Origin of the sequence: Mesorhizobium sp. M0208 (assembly GCF_040322015.1) — a bacterium.
Lineage (GTDB): Bacteria > Pseudomonadota > Alphaproteobacteria > Rhizobiales > Rhizobiaceae > Mesorhizobium.
Window position 1 is genome coordinate 49697 of the sequence record NZ_JAMYSP010000023.1, and the last position, 16009, is coordinate 65705.

15 protein-coding genes are annotated in these 16009 nt (G+C 60.1%); 4 read left to right on the forward strand and 11 right to left on the reverse strand.

What is annotated here, in order from left to right; genetic code table 11:
* Positions 1 to 99 precede the first annotated feature (99 nt).
* The gene (locus NKJ17_RS21965) at positions 100 to 912 is read left to right on the forward strand and encodes a DUF2189 domain-containing protein (RefSeq protein ID WP_254818341.1); all 813 of its coding nucleotides are present in this window, start codon (positions 100 to 102) and stop codon (positions 910 to 912) included.
* A gap of 65 nt (positions 913 to 977) precedes the next feature.
* On the opposite strand, the gene NKJ17_RS21970 is transcribed toward NKJ17_RS21965, so the two are convergent.
* The 9 genes from NKJ17_RS21970 to NKJ17_RS22010 form a co-directional block, all read right to left on the reverse strand.
* Positions 978 to 1451: an aminoacyl-tRNA deacylase gene (locus tag NKJ17_RS21970; RefSeq protein WP_254818342.1), complete on the reverse strand. Its 474-nt coding sequence runs from the start codon at positions 1449 to 1451 to the stop codon at positions 978 to 980.
* Between the two features lie 144 nt (positions 1452 to 1595).
* Entirely contained in the window at positions 1596 to 2000 is a 405-nt protein-coding gene (locus tag NKJ17_RS21975) for a cytochrome C oxidase subunit IV family protein (RefSeq protein WP_352689955.1), read from the reverse strand.
* Positions 2001 to 2010: 10 nt separating this feature from the next.
* A complete protein-coding gene (locus tag NKJ17_RS21980) occupies positions 2011 to 2733 on the reverse strand; it encodes a heme-copper oxidase subunit III family protein (protein ID WP_254818344.1) in 723 nt (240 codons plus the stop codon).
* Between the two features lie 13 nt (positions 2734 to 2746).
* Positions 2747 to 3451 carry a cytochrome c oxidase subunit 3 gene (locus NKJ17_RS21985; protein WP_352508764.1) on the reverse strand — a complete coding sequence of 235 codons (705 nt, stop codon included), beginning with the start codon at positions 3449 to 3451 and terminating at the stop codon, positions 2747 to 2749.
* Positions 3448 to 5217 carry a cytochrome c oxidase subunit I gene (gene ctaD / locus NKJ17_RS21990; protein WP_352689956.1) on the reverse strand — a complete coding sequence of 590 codons (1770 nt, stop codon included), beginning with the start codon at positions 5215 to 5217 and terminating at the stop codon, positions 3448 to 3450. Before ctaD ends, NKJ17_RS21985 begins: the two co-directional genes overlap by 4 nt.
* 91 nt (positions 5218 to 5308) lie before the next feature.
* Positions 5309 to 6124: a cytochrome c oxidase subunit II gene (gene coxB / locus NKJ17_RS21995; protein ID WP_352689957.1), complete on the reverse strand. Its 816-nt coding sequence runs from the start codon at positions 6122 to 6124 to the stop codon at positions 5309 to 5311.
* A gap of 261 nt (positions 6125 to 6385) precedes the next feature.
* Positions 6386 to 7663: a PQQ-dependent sugar dehydrogenase gene (locus NKJ17_RS22000; protein WP_502896049.1), complete on the reverse strand. Its 1278-nt coding sequence runs from the start codon at positions 7661 to 7663 to the stop codon at positions 6386 to 6388.
* 68 nt (positions 7664 to 7731) lie between these two features.
* Positions 7732 to 8181 carry a DUF2231 domain-containing protein gene (locus tag NKJ17_RS22005; RefSeq protein ID WP_352689959.1) on the reverse strand — a complete coding sequence of 150 codons (450 nt, stop codon included), beginning with the start codon at positions 8179 to 8181 and terminating at the stop codon, positions 7732 to 7734.
* 128 nt (positions 8182 to 8309) lie between these two features.
* A complete protein-coding gene (locus tag NKJ17_RS22010; protein WP_254818350.1) occupies positions 8310 to 8666 on the reverse strand; it encodes an SPW repeat protein in 357 nt (118 codons plus the stop codon).
* 493 nt (positions 8667 to 9159) lie between these two features.
* On the opposite strand from NKJ17_RS22010, the gene NKJ17_RS22015 reads away from it, so the two are divergent.
* The 3 genes from NKJ17_RS22015 to NKJ17_RS22025 all read left to right on the forward strand — a co-directional run bounded on the left by NKJ17_RS22015 (position 9160) and on the right by NKJ17_RS22025 (position 14295).
* The gene (locus NKJ17_RS22015) at positions 9160 to 10254 is read left to right on the forward strand and encodes a glycosyltransferase family 4 protein (RefSeq protein WP_352508760.1); all 1095 of its coding nucleotides are present in this window, start codon (positions 9160 to 9162) and stop codon (positions 10252 to 10254) included.
* Between the two features lie 247 nt (positions 10255 to 10501).
* A complete protein-coding gene (locus tag NKJ17_RS22020) occupies positions 10502 to 11356 on the forward strand; it encodes a class I SAM-dependent methyltransferase (protein ID WP_352479767.1) in 855 nt (284 codons plus the stop codon).
* Positions 11357 to 11715: 359 nt separating this feature from the next.
* Positions 11716 to 14295 carry a bifunctional diguanylate cyclase/phosphodiesterase gene (locus NKJ17_RS22025; RefSeq protein WP_352689974.1) on the forward strand — a complete coding sequence of 860 codons (2580 nt, stop codon included), beginning with the start codon at positions 11716 to 11718 and terminating at the stop codon, positions 14293 to 14295.
* Between the two features lie 88 nt (positions 14296 to 14383).
* On the opposite strand, the gene radC is transcribed toward NKJ17_RS22025, so the two are convergent.
* Both radC and map read right to left on the reverse strand, forming a co-directional pair.
* Positions 14384 to 15130 (reverse strand): RadC family protein, encoded by a 747-nt coding sequence (gene radC / locus NKJ17_RS22030; RefSeq protein WP_254818353.1) that lies wholly within the window; start codon positions 15128 to 15130, stop codon positions 14384 to 14386.
* A 51-nt stretch (positions 15131 to 15181) separates the two neighbouring features.
* On the reverse strand, positions 15182 to 16009 hold the full coding sequence (gene map / locus NKJ17_RS22035) for a type I methionyl aminopeptidase (protein WP_254818354.1): 828 nt from the start codon (positions 16007 to 16009) through the stop codon (positions 15182 to 15184).

Consider the following 16009-nt stretch of genomic DNA (forward strand, 5'->3'; position numbering starts at 1 on the left):
TATTGATCATGGTGCAGGTCGCGGTTTGCGTGGGCCAATCATGCAGAACGGCAGCACCGTAAAACGCGACCTTACCGGACCTGGTCTGGAGGAATGGTCATGGCAAGCTTTCACGTGATAGCAGGCGCCAGCGAGACGCTGGAACACACCAGAATTCGAAAAATCGGTGTCTCCGATCTTTTTGATGCGCTCAGGCGTGGCGTCGATGATTTCATGGTCAAGCCGTCGCACATCGTATTTCTCTGCCTGATCTATCCGATTGCCGGAGTCGTGCTTGCTGTCTGGACATCAGGCAACAACACGCTGCCGTTGCTGTTTCCGCTTGTGTCCGGCTTTGCGCTGATTGGTCCGTTCGCGGCGATCGGCCTCTATGAGATCAGTCGGCGGCGGGAAGCCGGGCTCGACGCCTCGTGGAGACACGCCTTTGAGGTCAGGAGTTCTCCAGCGCTGCCGGCTATTGCAGCGGTCGGTGTCATGCTGCTTGCGATCTTCATCGCCTGGCTTTTGACGGCCCAGATATTTTACCAGACCCTGTTCGGACCGGCGCCGCCGCAATCGCTGTCCAGCTTCATCAGTGAAATATTCGCCACGGGACGCGGCTGGACGCTCATCATCCTGGGTCACGCCATCGGCTTCGTGTTCGCGGCGGTTGTGTTGTGCACCACGGTCGTCGCATTCCCGTTGTTGCTCGACCGCGATGTCGGCGCCTACGAAGCCATCCACACCTCGGTGCGCGTTGTGCTGGCCAACCCGATCGTGATGGCGGTGTGGGGCCTTATTGTCGCCGTCGCCCTGATCATCGGATCGCTGCCAGTGTTCGCCGGGTTGGCAGTCGTGCTGCCGATCCTTGGCCATGCCACCTGGCATGTTTACCGGAAAGTTGTGGAATCGCCGCCGGCGACCAGACCGTGAGCTGAAAAAATGCACTCTGCCCGCACCGGCGAAAGTGCCGGTGCGGGCAGGGTGAGGCAGAGCTTTCAATAGGCGGGGTGGCTGAAACGGGCTTGGCGCGCGTCCTTTGTCAGGTCGCGGAAATCTTTGCCGCTCACATGCACAAGCGTCTTGTGGTCGCCGCCCTCGAAATAGATTTCGGGAGCGTCGCCGAGGCTTTCATCGAGAACCACCGGCACATCATAGGCAGCGCCGATCGGCGGCACAGCGCCGACGTCGCAATCGCCGAACAACGAGACCACCTCGTCTTCGGAGGCAAGTCCAAGAGGCTTCTCCATGACATCCTGCAATGTCGCGAGTTCTATCCTGTGCGTGCTTGGAACCACGGCGAGCGCGTAGCCACGGTCGTGGTGAACGACCACCGATTTGGCCATTATGCTGCCGGGCACATGTGCCGCAATGGCGGATTGTCTGCTTGTCGCGGTGCGGTGATGCTCGACGGTGTCGTAGGAAATTCCTTTCCTATCGATGAAGTCCTTCAGTCTGTTTGCGATGGTCATCTTGGGCGCCCCTTGCTCGTGTTCGCGACGCATGTGGAAACGCCGGCATCGCCTGTCGTTTCCGATATCAACAGAAATGGACCAGCCATGGATTGTTTCAAGGCTAAGCCTCAAGGACCGGACCGCGTGGATCCGGACTGCATGTCAGGGCCCGGCCCCGAAAAACGCCATTCGGGTGAGCAGCGTGTAGTCCGCTTCGAAGACCATCATCGTCACGAACACCAGCACCAGCACGGGCGGCAGGATGATCGCATATGTCAGCGCCAGCCGTTCCCAGGCCATGTGCATGAAGATGGCGACGATCAGTCCGGCCTTGAGCATCATGAAGATCAGGATCAGCGACCATCTGAGATAGCCATGGAGACCGAAATAGTCGACCAGATAGGAGCAGGTGCTGAGGATGAACAGCCATGCCCACACCACCAGATAGAGCTTGATCGGGTGCTCCTGATGAACCTCCGCCGGGGTAACGCCGGTCGTCGTCGCATCATGCCCATGGGCGCTGTCCAGTGCGTGTTGTCCCAGGCCGTTTGCGGTTGCTTCAGCCATGTCCTGCCTCTCACCAAAGATAGAAAAATGCGAAAATGAACACCCAGACCAGGTCGACGAAATGCCAGTAGAGCCCCATGATTTCGACGTTCTCGTAGCGCCCCCTCCGGCTGGTGAAGAAGCCGGGCCGTCCGACGTCGAAATCCCCGCGCCAGACCTTTCGCGCCACGATGATCAGGAAGATCACCCCGATCGTCACATGCGTGCCGTGGAAGCCGGTAATCATGAAAAAGGATGCGCCGAACTGTGCAGCGCCCCAGGGATTGCCCCAAGGCCGCACGCCCTCGGTGATCAGCTTGGTCCATTCGAAGGCCTGCATGCCGACGAAGGTCGCGCCGAGTGCTGCGGTCAAGAGCATCAGGACTGCCGTCTTGCGGCGGTCGCGGCGGTAGCCGAAATTGACCGCCATGGCCATCGTTCCGCTGCTCGAGATCAGCACGAAGGTCATGATGGCGATAAGGATCAGTGGAATGTCGGAGCCGCCGATGCGCAGGGCGAAAACCTCGCTCGGATTGGGCCACGGCACGCGTGTTGAGATACGCGCGGTCATGTAGGAGAGCAGGAAGCAGCCGAAGATGAACGTGTCGCTGAGCAGGAAGATCCACATCATGGCCTTGCCCCAGGACACGTTTTTGAACGCCCGCTGATCCGAGGACCAGTCGGCGGCGATGCCTTGCCAGCCTGCGGGCCGCGGCTCTGTTCGGCCGATGTGGGCCAGTGTCGTCTCTGCCATCCGCCCGTTCCTCCTAGGTCAGCAACCCTCGGCAAATGTCGATTAAAGTCGAAGCCCAGCCGGCCAGAAGCGCAAAGATGGCGAGCCAGACGAAAAGCAGGAAATGCCAGTACATCGCGCACAGCTCGACACTGAGGCGAAGCCGCTGCGGCTGCGCTCCGTTCCAGGCACCGACGCTCGTTCTGCCCAGCCCGACCAGTCCTCCCAGTATATGCAGGCCATGCATTCCCGTTAGCAGGTAGAAGAAGCTGTTGGCCGGATTGGATGCCAGAAAATAGCCGTCCGCACTCAGTTCCCGCCATGCCACAAGCTGTCCAATCAGGAAGACGAGCGCCGTGAGTCCAGCTGTGGCGAGGCCGAGCCTGACCATGTCCACTTGACCCTTGCGCGCCGCGAGCGAAGCGCACTGTATCGCAATGCTGCTCAAGACCAGTACGCCGGTGTTAAGCCAGAGCAGGGGCGGGATGGGCAGAGGCCGCCAATCCGACAGCGCCATGCGCATGAAGTAAGCACTGGTGAACAGCGCGAACAGGCAGCCGACGACGGCAAGGAAGACGCCGAGACCGATCTTTGCGGTCGGCAGCGCCGATCGGTCCAGAGCGACAAAATCCCCGGCCATGCTTTGCTCGAGCCACGGCTTCGTCATTAGCCGCTGATGGGAAAGCCACCACCCAGCAATACCGGCGATCACGAGCAGGAAGACCAGGATTACGCTCATGCCGGCTCCCTGGAGGGCGCGAAGGAGCCCGGAACGTTTTGTGGTATGAAGTCCTCCTTGGCTCCCGGTACGCTGTAGTCATAGGCCCAGCGATAGACGATCGGCAAATCCTTGCCGAAATTGCCGTGGGCGGGCGGTGTTTGCGGCGTCTGCCACTCGAGCGTCGTTGCCCGCCACGGATTGCCGCCAGCCTCACGGCCATGGCGGATGCTCCAGATGAGGTTGAACAGAAACACAATCTGGGCAAAACCGACCATAAAAGCCATGATGCTGATAAACGAGTTCAGGTGGTGGGCCGATTCCGTCATGATCGTCATGTCGGTCAATTCGTTGTAGCGCCGCGGCACGCCCATCAAGCCGAGATAGTGCATGGGAAAGAAAATCAGATAGGCGCCGAGAAAGGTGATCCAGAAGTGGAACCGGCCCAGTGTCTCGTTCAGCATCCGGCCGGTGACCTTTGGGTACCAGTGGTAGATCGCCCCGAAAATCACGAGGATCGGCGCAACCCCCATGACCATATGGAAATGGGCGACGACGAACATCGTGTCCGACAGCGGAACGTCGACGACGACATTGCCGAGAAACAAGCCGGTCAGCCCGCCATTGACGAAGGTAACAATGAAGGCGAGGGCGAAAAGCATTGGAATGGTGAGGTGGATATCGCCGCGCCACAGCGTCAGCACCCAATTGTAGACCTTGATGGCGGTCGGAACGGCGATGATCAGTGTCGTGGTGGCGAAGAAGAAGCCGAAATAGGGATGCATGCCGCTGACATACATATGGTGCGCCCAGACTACGAAGCTCAACGCGCCGATGCCGACGATGGCCCAGACCATCATGCGGTAGCCGAAGATGTTCTTGCGCGCATGGGTGCTGATCAGGTCGGACACGATGCCGAAGGCCGGAAGCGCAACGATGTAGACCTCCGGGTGGCCGAAGAACCAGAACAGATGCTGGAACAGGATCGGGCTGCCGCCGCCGTGCTGCAACTGTTCGCCCATCTCGACGATCGCCGGCATGAAGAAGCTGGTGCCGAGCGCCCGGTCGAGAAGCATCATCACGCAGGCGACGAACAGCGCCGGGAAGGCGAGCAGCGCCATGACGGTGGCGGTGAAAATACCCCAGACAGTGAGCGGAAGGCGCATCAGCGTCATGCCGCGCGTGCGGCCCTGCAGCACCGTCACGACATAGTTCAGGCCGCCCATGGTAAAGCCGACGATGAACAGGATCAGCGAGACGAGCATCAGGATGATGCCCCAGTCCTGGCCGCCTGGCGTACCGGTCATGATCGCCTGCGGCGGATAAAGCGTCCAGCCGGCACCCGTCGGTCCGCCGGGCGCGAAAAAGCTCGACACCAGAACCAGCACGGCCAGCAGATAGATCCAGTAGCTCAGCATGTTGACATAGGGAAAGACCATGTCGCGAGCGCCAACCATCAGCGGGATCAGGTAGTTGCCGAAGCCGCCGAGGAAGAGTGCGGTGAGCAGGTAGATCACCATGATCATGCCGTGCATGGTGATGAACTGGTAGTAGGCTTCCGGGGTGATGAAATCGAATGTGCCGGGGAAACCGAGTTGCAGCCGCATCAGCCAGGAAAGCACCAGCGCGACCATGCCGATCGCTGTCGCCGTCGCCGAATACTGGATGGCAATGACCTTGGCGTCCTGCGAGAAAACGTATTTCGTCCACCAGCTGTGCGGATGGTAGAGTTCCATTTCCGCGACTTCGGCCGGCGGTACCGCATCTGCAGGTGTGATATCGACCATAGGAACACCTCCGTGCCCTTTTCGGCCAAGCCCGACAGTTCGGGCCTGCCGCACATTTTCAATCCCGACGGCGCACCGTCGTTTCGGTTTCCTACTCTGCCGAGCCCATCTGTTGGGGCGCGGACAGCTGCGCAAAAGTCTGCTGCTGGCCAAGCCACGCCAGATAGTCTTCCTGCGTATCGACCATGACCACGCCATGCATCATCGGATGTCCCTGGCCGCAGAGTTCGGCACACAGGACCTGGAAGGTTCCGGTCTTGGTCGGAGTGAACCAGAAATAGGTGACCGAGCCCGGGATCATGTCCATCTTGGCGCGGAATTCCGGCACGTAGAAATCGTGCAGCACATCGATCGAGCGGAGCAGCATCTTGACCGGTTTGCCAACCGGGAGGTGCAGGTCGGCCGCTTCCACTACGACATCGTCCTGGCCGTTGGCATCGGTGGCGATGACGCCGAGTGGATTTTCAGCGTTGACGTCGCGAGTGTCGGATGTGCCGAGCTTGCCGTCCTTGCCGGGCAGGCGGAAACTCCATTGCCACTGCTGGCCGACGACTTCGACCTCTGTTGCGTCGCTTGGAACGTTAACGAACCGGCTCCAGACGAACAGGCCTGGAACGAGCAAAGCCGTGACGCCAACCGCGGTGACAACCGTCAGCCAGGATTCGAGCCGCCTGTTCTCAGGTTCATACGCCGCCTGATTGCCTTCCCGATGACGGAAGCGGAAGACGCAATAGGCCATGAAAAGAACCACGGCGGCGAAGACGACGCCGGTGATCCAGAAAGTTATGAAAATGGTGTTGTCGATATAGTCCCAGTTCGAGGCAATCGGCGTCCACCACCATGGGCTCAGGAAGTGGAACAACACCGAGCCCACGACTATCAGAACGAGTACAAGCGCAACGGCCATGTCCCGGTTCCTCCCGGTATTCCAAGCGGCGCAAGCCGTCCCGGGAAATACCAAGTGCATCATAACTTGATTTGCGATGAAAATTCTAGAGCCGGCTGTGGGAAGGGCAAAAATACCATTTCGCGGCGCTGGCGGTCCTTCGGTCGAAGCGGCAGGCAATGGCGAGCACACCGAATGCGCTTGGCAGAACCACGGAACGGCGATCGTCGGGGATCCCTTCCACCTGCTCGACCGACAGCTCGACGAAGGGAGCGGGCCACTTTATTGGCCGGCAGATGTCATCCGCCAAACTGTGTTGCCGACATCGTCGGCTATGAGCAGGGCCCCGGTTTTGTCGACAGCCAGGCCGACAGGCCGGCCGCGCGCCTTGTTGTCCTTGTCCAGGAAGTCGGTCACCACGTCGGTAGCGACGCCGCTAGGATGGCCGCCGCTGAATGGTACGAACACCACCTTGTAGCCATTGAAGCGCGTGCGGTTCCAGCTGCCGTGTTCGCCAACGAAAGCGCCGCCGCGATATGCCTCGGGGAGGCTGTTTGCCGTATAGAAGGCCAGTCCCAGAGGGGCGACGTGGGAACTCAGCGCATAGTCCGGAACGATCGCTTTCGCGACCAGGTCCGGACGCTGGGGCATGACGCGGGGATCGAGATGCTGGCCATAATAGCTGTATGGCCATCCGTAGAAGCCGCCATCCTTTACCGACGTCAGATAATCCGGCACGAGATTGGGGCCGAGCTCGTCGCGCTCATTGATCACTGCCCAGAGCGCCCCGGTCTGCGGCTCCCAGCTCAGGCCGTTTGGATTGCGCAAACCGCTGGCGAAAATGCGCGACTGGCCGGTGGCCCTGTCCACCTGCCAGATGGCGGCGCGGTTCTTCTCGGCCTCGATGCCGTTTTCGGCGACGTTGCTGTTCGAGCCGATGCCGACATAGAGCAGCGAGCCGTCGGGGCTTGCCACCAGGCTCTTCGTCCAATGGTGGTCGATCGGGCCGCCGGGCAGGGCGGTTAGCGGCGTTCCGGGCGCGGTGATCTTTGTGTCACCAGTGTTGTAGGGATAGCGGACGATGGAATCGGTATTGGCGACGTAGAGATCGCTTCCCACCAGCGCCACGCCGAAGGGCGAGTTGAGGTGGTCGAGAAATACGCTGGTCAGCTCCGGCTTGCCATCGCCGTCGGCGTCGCGCAGCAGCGTAATGCGGTTGCTCGGGCCGCTGTCGCCGCCCGAGGTGACCCAGGACTCGATCCAGCCCATCACCAAATCCTTGGGCCGTTTGATCGGTTCGCCGCCAGGCGCCTTGGACTCAACCACCAGGACATCGCCGTTGGGCAGCACATAAAGCGACCGCGGATGCTGCAAGCCGTTGACAAAGGCCTGGATCTGCAGCCCCTGCGCGACTGTCGGCTTTTCGTCGTTCTTCCATCCGACCACGGAAGCGAGATGCATGGGCGGGAAGAAATATTGGACCGGCTCCGGCAGTTTTGGATTCGGCCCTATCTGACTGCTGGGGTCCGGGTCGTTGCCGCTGCACGCTGCAAGAGTGATCGCCGCAGTGCAAATGAGCACGGACACCGTGATGCGCCTGGTCTGACTGATGGAGCTTGCTGCGCGTATCAATCCGCCACTCCGACGTGATGCCGGTAAACCATGGACCAGCCCAGCCAACCGGTGAAGATAAGGATGAGCACGACAACCGCCGAGAGGATCAAGCCGGTAGGAACGATGGAGGTCCATGCATCGCGGGTGTGCACGAGCATGTTGATGATGGACAATGCCAGCGCCAGCAGATTGCCTAGCACGTGCGGCAAGGCGGGGGGCTGTGCTCTTACCAGCGGATTGGCCAGGAAATCGATCAGCCCCGCGATCGCTGCAAGGCAGCCCATGATCACGCCGACGGTAACCAGCCAAGCGGAGAAGTCAGCCCACATCATCTCCGCTGTTCGCCAGTAGGCCAGATCCGTCAGCAGGGTGCCGACGAAGCAGGCGATCGGAAACGGCACCAGCATCGGATGAACGGGATGTCCTGCAATCCTGGCCGTCGAACGCGGATTGTCACCGACCATGATGCGCCATCCTTCTTGGTTCTCGTCCAGACAACCGCCTACCCGGCCTCCGGCGGCTGTTGCCGAGAGGCCGGCAGACGACCGATCGATCTGTCAGGCCCAAAAAGGGCGCTGGCTGGCTGCGCCTGCTAGGCGGCCGACTGGGTCGGCGGGTTCTGATACATCATCCAGAGCTCGATCGCCGCCAGCACCGCGACCAGAATGCCGATCACGACATGCACGGTCATCGCCGTTGTCGCCTGGAATCCAAGCACCCAGGGCGATACGAGAACCCACAGCCCGACGACCAGGTTCACCCACTCTTCCCACACGGCAAATGCTGCGAGGGCGGCAACCGACAGCACGACGATCAAGATTCCGCTGCCGAGGGCGTTCTGCGTCTGCGGGCCTGCCGCAAACGTGAAGATCCAGGGAGAGAAGAACAGAATTGCCCCAAGGATCAGGTTGGCTACGTCACAGAGCCTGGCGTTTGTCCACTGGTTCATGGCATCCTCCATAGGGAGCGTTTATGGCTCCCGAGTTCGGCAAGGTGGTGCCTGAGTTCGGCGAGATGCGCCCGAAGCCGCTCACTCCGTGTCACGGTAGTGCCCTGCCCAGCTGGAATTCGCATCTGGCGGTACTCCAGCCAAATCCGGCTATCTAACTGAATTCCGGGCTTTATGTTCCATTCGGCACCGGCACGCCTGGATCACTTGGTGGTGATCGAGCGATCCAAAGCTGCCTGTCAGGGGGCGGCGGGGCGGCGGCGCGTAGCTCATTCTGTCTTTTTATCGAGCCGGTGAAACATTTCTTATGGATCGCAGTTCTTGGATCCAGAGGAGTTGAATAAGGGCAACCTGCTTGCACGGGAGGAGCACGGAAGGCACAACTATAAATACGCTCTGCATAGAATACTTCGCAACGAGAAGCTCTCGCTTGTCTTGGTTGCCGCCGAAGCTTGTTTGAAAGACGGCGGTCGCCGCCGAAAAGATTTTCTAAATGAAAATAGCCCAGATCGCGCCACTAACCGAATCCGTGCCGCCCCGAACCTACGGTGGAACGGAGCGAATTGTTTCGTATCTGACCGAAGAACTTGTCCGACAGGGCCACGAGGTGACGTTGTTCGCCAGCGCCGATTCTCGTACCTCAGCCGAGCTGGTGCCGTGTTGCGACGTCGCGCTGCGCCTGAATCCCAGGGTCCAGGACGGTGGTCCGCACCACGTCATGATGCTTGAACGGGTGCGCCGGCGAGCCGATGAATTCGACGTTTTGCATTTCCACGTCGATGTTCTGCACTTCCCCATCATTCGGGATTTTGCCAGACGAACGGTTACCACGCTTCACGGCAGGCTCGACCTGCCCGATCTGGCGCAACTTTATGCTATGTTCGACGATGTTCCCCTGGTCTCGATCTCCTTCGACCAGCGCCGGCCCGTGCCGCCAGTCAATTGGATTGGAACCGTGCATCATGGCCTGCCACGCGATCTTCTGCCATTCCACCCGAACACCTCTGGCTATCTTGCGTTTCTCGGTCGCATCTCGCCGGAAAAGGGGCCGGAAGCGGCCATAGAAATAGCAGTGCGGGCGGGGTTTCCCCTGAAGATCGCCGCCAAGATCGACAAGGTGGACCAGTCGTTCTGGAAGGAAAGGGTCGAGCCGCAAGTGCTGCGGCATTCGAACGTGGAGTTCATTGGCGAAATCGATGAGCGGCAAAAGGCGGATTTTCTGGGCAATGCGAAAGCGCTTTTGTTCCCGATCGACTGGCCGGAACCCTTCGGGCTCGTGACGATCGAAGCAATGGCCTGCGGTACGCCGGTGATTGCGTTCCGGCGTGGCGCCGTCCCGGAGATCATCGATGACGGTGTGTCCGGATGGATCGTGGATACGGTGGAGGAAGCTGTGGGCGCGCTCCGGCGCATAGACTGCCTCGATCGCGCACGAGTGCGGCAGACGTTCGAGAAGCGGTTCACGGTCGAGCGCATGTGCAGCGATTATGTGGCACTCTACCGAGCACTCACGAACGGCACGGCGGGCGCAGGTGCCCCCACAAACGAACTCTCCCGAAATGTCGCGATGGTGGCTGTGCCGGGCTGAGGAACCGACAATCCACATGCAGACCACGAGGATGGCGTCAGGTGCGCCTGCAGGGTCTTATTGCCAAGCGCGGCGACTGCGCCAGAAGCCTTTGATCTGCGGCAAGCGTTCCAGAAGCTATGGTGTCCGCGAATGGTGGCAAACTGCCGCCCGGTCCGGATTGACGCGCGATACTTTCGCTGCAAAGGTAGTTTAACGACTTGTTTACCATGCGTCAGTCAGGGGTGGGGGGAATTTGGAACGGTTTTTGGGTGCGAACCGCCTTAATTGGGATGATCGGGCCGAACTGCACTCGACCGACACAACGGGCAGCTACCACATCGAGAATGTGCTGGCCGGCGGATCCAATCTCTACGAGCTGGAAACGCGCGAGGTCGGCGATATTGCCGGCAAGGATATCGTCCACCTGCAGTGTCACATCGGCCTCGACACGATCAGCCTGAAGAATCTCGGCGCAGGCAGTGTGACGGGGCTCGACTTTTCACCGGCGGCGATCGCGGCGGCGCGGGATTTTGCTGCGAAGGCAGGCACCGACGTGCGCTTCGTGGAAGCGCCACTGTTCGAAGCGGTGGAAGCGCTCGGTCGGACCTTTGACATCGCTTACGTTACATGGGGCTCGGTAAACTGGCTGGACGACGTTTTCCGTTGGGCGCGGGTGGTTGCCGACCTCCTGAGACCCGGCGGCCGTCTCTACATGGCCGAGGGCCATCCATTGATGTTTCAGTGCGATCGAAAGGCCGCGGCCCTGGAATTGAAGCACGACTGGCGAACGCCGATAGCTCGACCGCTCGCCTGGAACGAGGAACTGACCTACACCGGCGATGACCGCATCTTGAAGCATCCTCGCTATTATGAATGGATCCACCCGATCAGTGACGTGGTGAATGCGCTGATTTCAGCTGGTCTGACGCTCGATTTTCTCAATGAGCATGACACTGTTTCGTGGCAGCACTTTTCATTTGCCGTGCGGGCCGGCAAGGATATGTACGGCCTGCCAGAGAACTCTCCCAAGATACCGATGGCCTATTCCATTGGCGCGACGAAGCGCAGCATCGGCAAGATACCATACCTTGTGTCTCCCAAGGCGATCGAGGGGCACTAGTCCAGGTCGACGCTCCTGAGTACTCGGGTCGGAGCGTCGAAGTTTGCAATCGCTCGCGCTCCTCGATCTTCCGAAGGATCGCCGGCGCCAGCGCATCTCAACTCAATCAGTGGGACCATGTCAGTGGAAGTCGGCAGCTGGCTCCAACCGCTCGGGCCTGCAGCATCAGCAACGGGTCGGAAAGCGCAAAGCTCTAAGGAGCGTGAAGGTGACATTAAACATTGAAAGCTAATGTTTCCTCATCGGGTCGACCCGGGAACCTGAAATGGCACTTGAGGAATCGCCTATTGGCTTTTTTCCGCGCTAAGTTCGGCGGCATCAAGGAGGTCGTCTTTTCGTCGGCAAATATTCCGGCGGCGATCGCGCTTGTCGTCATACTTATCAGCGCCGCGTTCGCGGAGCACCAGAACAAAGTCGTCTCGGACCAGGCCGTCCGTGCGGACGTGTTGACCAAGGTCAATCTCATCCGCGCCAAGCTCGAAGGCAATATCAACGGAAACCTTCAACTCGTGCGTGGATTGGTCGCCGCCGTCGTGACCGAGCCTTATATGGGACAGCAACGCTTCGCCTCGCTGGCGAGCAATCTATTTGGCGCCGACTCGCAATTGAACAATATTGCCGGCGCGCCCGATCTGGTCGTTTCCCTGATGTACCCGATGGAGGGTAATGAGCAGGCGATGGGCCTGGACTACCGCAAGAACGAGCGGCAGCGTGCGGCTGCGCTGAGGGCGCGAGATGAACGCAAGCTGGTGCTTGCCGGTCCCGTCGAGCTGAAGCAGGGGGGACAAGGCTTCATCGGCCGCTTTCCGGTTTTCGTGCCCAGCGCGGGCAACACGGAAAGGTTCTGGGGCATTATTTCAGCCGTTGTCGACGTGCAGCGCCTTTACAAAGCGAGCGGCATGCTTGACGACGATCTCGGGATCGACGTAGCGCTGATCGGCAGGGACGCCCTCGGTCACCGAGGTGGTCAATTCTACGGCAATGAGGAGATCAGCAAAAGCGATCCGGTGACGGCTGACGTTTTGCTTCCTTCCGGCTCGTGGCAGCTCGCTGCCATTCCCGAGAACGGCTGGCCTTCGACGCCAAGTAACGCATGGTTGTTGCGCGCGATCATGGCGACGGCCGGGGCCTTGGTTGTGTTCCCTTTCCTGGTCACTGGTCGTCTGATAGGCGAAAGACAGCGCAATTATGCGGAATTGCGCCGATTGTCACGACGCCTCGAACTCGCTCTGGAAGCTTCGGCTATCGGGGTTTGGGAACACGATCTCGCGACCAACGAGCTTACATGGGATGAACGCGTCAATGAAATATATGGCAAACCAGCGGGGGAGCACCGGGGCTACACAGACTGGGCGGGAGCGATCCATCCAGATGATCTGGCTGGCGCCAACGCAGATTTCGATACGGCGGTGGCCAGCGGACGACCATATTTGTCGGAGTACCGGATTGTGCGCCCGAATGGCGAGGTCCGTCATGTCCGGTCCAAGGCGATCCTTTACCGGGCCACAAACGACACCCCAAAAATGATCGGCGCGGAATGGGACGTGACTGCCGACGTCCTGCTGAACAAGGATCTGGTTCGCGCAAAACAGCTGTCGGAGTCGAAAAATGCAGAACTCGAGTCGGCCAAGGCGCGCATAGAGCACATTGCGCTTCATGACTCGCTGACCGGCTTGCCCAACCGGCGTTACCTCGACCAGGTACTGGAAGACTACGCGGCAAACGCCAGGCGCTCAGGCGGGCGTGCGGCACTGCTTCACATCGATCTGGATCGGTTCAAGCACATCAACGATACGCTGGGCCACGCCGCCGGTGACGCGATGCTGGTTCACGCGTCGACAGTCCTCAGATCGAAGGTCGGCGACGAAGGATTCGTCGCCCGCATTGGAGGAGACGAATTCATCGTTCTGTGCGTGGTACGCGACGATACCAAGCAACTGGCGCTGCTTGCCGATCGGGTCATCAGCCAGATGCGCGAGCCCGTCTATTATCAGGGCCACCGGTGCCGTTTTGGCGTCAGCGTGGGTATAGCTGTCGACAACGGAAAAGATGTCGAAGCCAAACACCTGCTGGTGAACGCAGATATCGCGCTTTACCGAGCAAAGAGCCGAGGGCGCAATCGATACGAATTCTTCACTGACGCGATGCAAAGCGAAATCGTCGATACAAAACGGATTGCCGACGAAATTCTCGGCGGCCTCGAGCGCAACGAGTTCATCCCGTTCTACCAGCCCCAATTTGACGCAAAGACGCTCGAAATCGTTGGGGTTGAGGCGCTGGCGAGGTGGCAACATCCAGTAAAGGGTATTTTGGAGCCCGACATCTTCCTGAGGATTGCGGAAGAACTGAACGTCGTCTCGATCATCGACCAAGCCATATTGAAGCAATCGCTTTCGGATTTCGAAGAGTGGTCCGCTGCAAAACTTAACATTCCACGGGTGTCGGTCAATGTCTCGGCGAGGCGCCTTCAAGACGAGGAGCTTATCAAGAGCCTGCGAGAACAAGATATCAAGAGAGGAACAGTTTCGTTCGAGCTTGTTGAGTCGATTTTCCTGGACGAGAACGACGATCTTGTCACGTGGAACATCGAGCAAATAAAAGAACTGGGGATTGACATCGAAATAGACGATTTTGGTACCGGCTACGCTTCGATGGTCAGTTTGCTGAAGTTGCAGCCGCGCCGGCTGAAGATAGATCGGCAGCTGGTCACCCCAATCGTCAAATCGCCGCAGAGAAGGCAGGTTGTCTCGTCGATCATCGAAATCGGCAAATCGCTGGGTATCGAGGTCGTGGCGGAAGGCGTCGAGACGATGCAGCACGCACGGCTACTCAAGGGCCTGGGCTGCGACATATTGCAGGGTTATGCCTTCGGCCACCCGTTAGACTCCGAGGGACTTAAGACATTTGTCCGATCGCGGCGCCTGCGCACGGCCAGCTGAGCCTCGGCGCCAGAATTTATCGAGCCGATCGCCTTGAGGTTGCGGTACATAGGCGCACAGCGGACAAAGCTGAAAACAACGCCAAACCTCAGATCAGCAGCAGGCCCTTCATGCTGGAGTGGCCTTTCCTGCCGATGATGATGTGGTCGTGAACGGCAATGCCAAGCGGTTTGGCCGTCTCTATGATCAGCTTGGTCATCTCGATGTCGGCGCGCGACGGCGTCGGGTCTCCCGACGGATGATTATGCGCCAGAATGATCGCCGTGGCAGAGAGCTCCAGGGCGCGCCTGACCACCTCGCGCGGATAGACCGGTGTGTGGTCGACGGTGCCGACCTGCTGCACTTCGTCGGCGATCAGCGCGTTTTTCTTGTCGAGGAACAGGATGCGGAACTGCTCGCGCTCCTCGAAGGCCATCACCGACCGACAGTATTCGAGAACCTGCGTCCAGGTCGACAACAGCTCGCGGCCGGCGATCTCGCCGCGCGCCATGCGTTGCGCCGTTGCCGCAACCACCTTGAGGTCGAGCGCCACCATCGGGCCGATGCCCTTCACTTCCTGCAGGCGCTCGACGGGCGCGCCGAGGACCTCGGCCAATGTACCGAAGCGTGCCAGCAAGGCCTTGGCGACCGGCTTGGTGTCGGCGCGCGGGATCAGCCGGAACAATAGAAGCTCGAGCAGTTCGTAGTCGGGGAGGGTGTTAGGACTGGCGGCGAAGCGCTCGCGCAAGCGGTCGCGATGGCCGAGATAATGCGGCTTGTCGGCGGCCACCGCCTTCGCAGGCGACCGCACCGGCCTTTCGGGAAAGAAGGCCCGCTCGTCGTCGTCACCGTTCATGGCTGCCCACCCAGCATTTGCCGGGCAAGGTAACGCCCGATCTGCCAGACACTAGGCCCGCAGGCCGGGGCGGTCGAGGTTTTTTGGCGACAGCGTGAAGATCTCGCAGCCGGTTTCGGTGACGCCGATCGTGTGTTCGTACTGCGCCGAAAGCGAACGGTCACGCGTCACCGCGGTCCAGCCGTCCGACAGCACTTTCACATGCGGCCGGCCGAGATTGATCATCGGCTCGACGGTGAAGATCATGCCCGGCCGCATCTCGACGCCTTCGCTGGCGCTGCCGTAATGCAGGATGTTCGGCGCGTCGTGAAACAGCCGGCCGACGCCGTGGCCGCAGAAATCGCGCACCACCGAGCAACGCTCGGCTTCGGCGTAGGTCTGGATGGCGGCGCCGATGGCGCCGGTGCGGGCGCCCGGCTTGATTGCCGCGATGCCGCGCATCAGGCACTCATACGTGACTTCGAGCAGCCGCTCCGCGGCACGCTTGATCGTGCCCACCGGATACATGCGTGAGGAGTCGCCATGCCAGCCGTCGAGTATATAGGTGACGTCGATATTGACGATATCGCCATCCTTCAACGGCTTGCTGTCGGGTATGCCGTGACAGACGACGTGGTTGATCGAGGTGCAGGATGATTTCGTGTAGCCGCGGTAGTTGAGTGTCGCCGGAAGCGCGCCATGGTCCATGCCGAACTCGAAGACGAAGCGATCGATCGCTTCGGTGGTGACGCCGGGCGCCACCATCGATACCAGTTCGTCGAGGCAGCGCGCGGTGAGATCGCAAGCCTTGCGCATGCCGATAAAGCCTTCCTCGTCGTAAAGACGGATCTGGCCGGTGTTTCTGAGCGGTGCCGTGGCGGCGTCGAGATAGGTGACCAT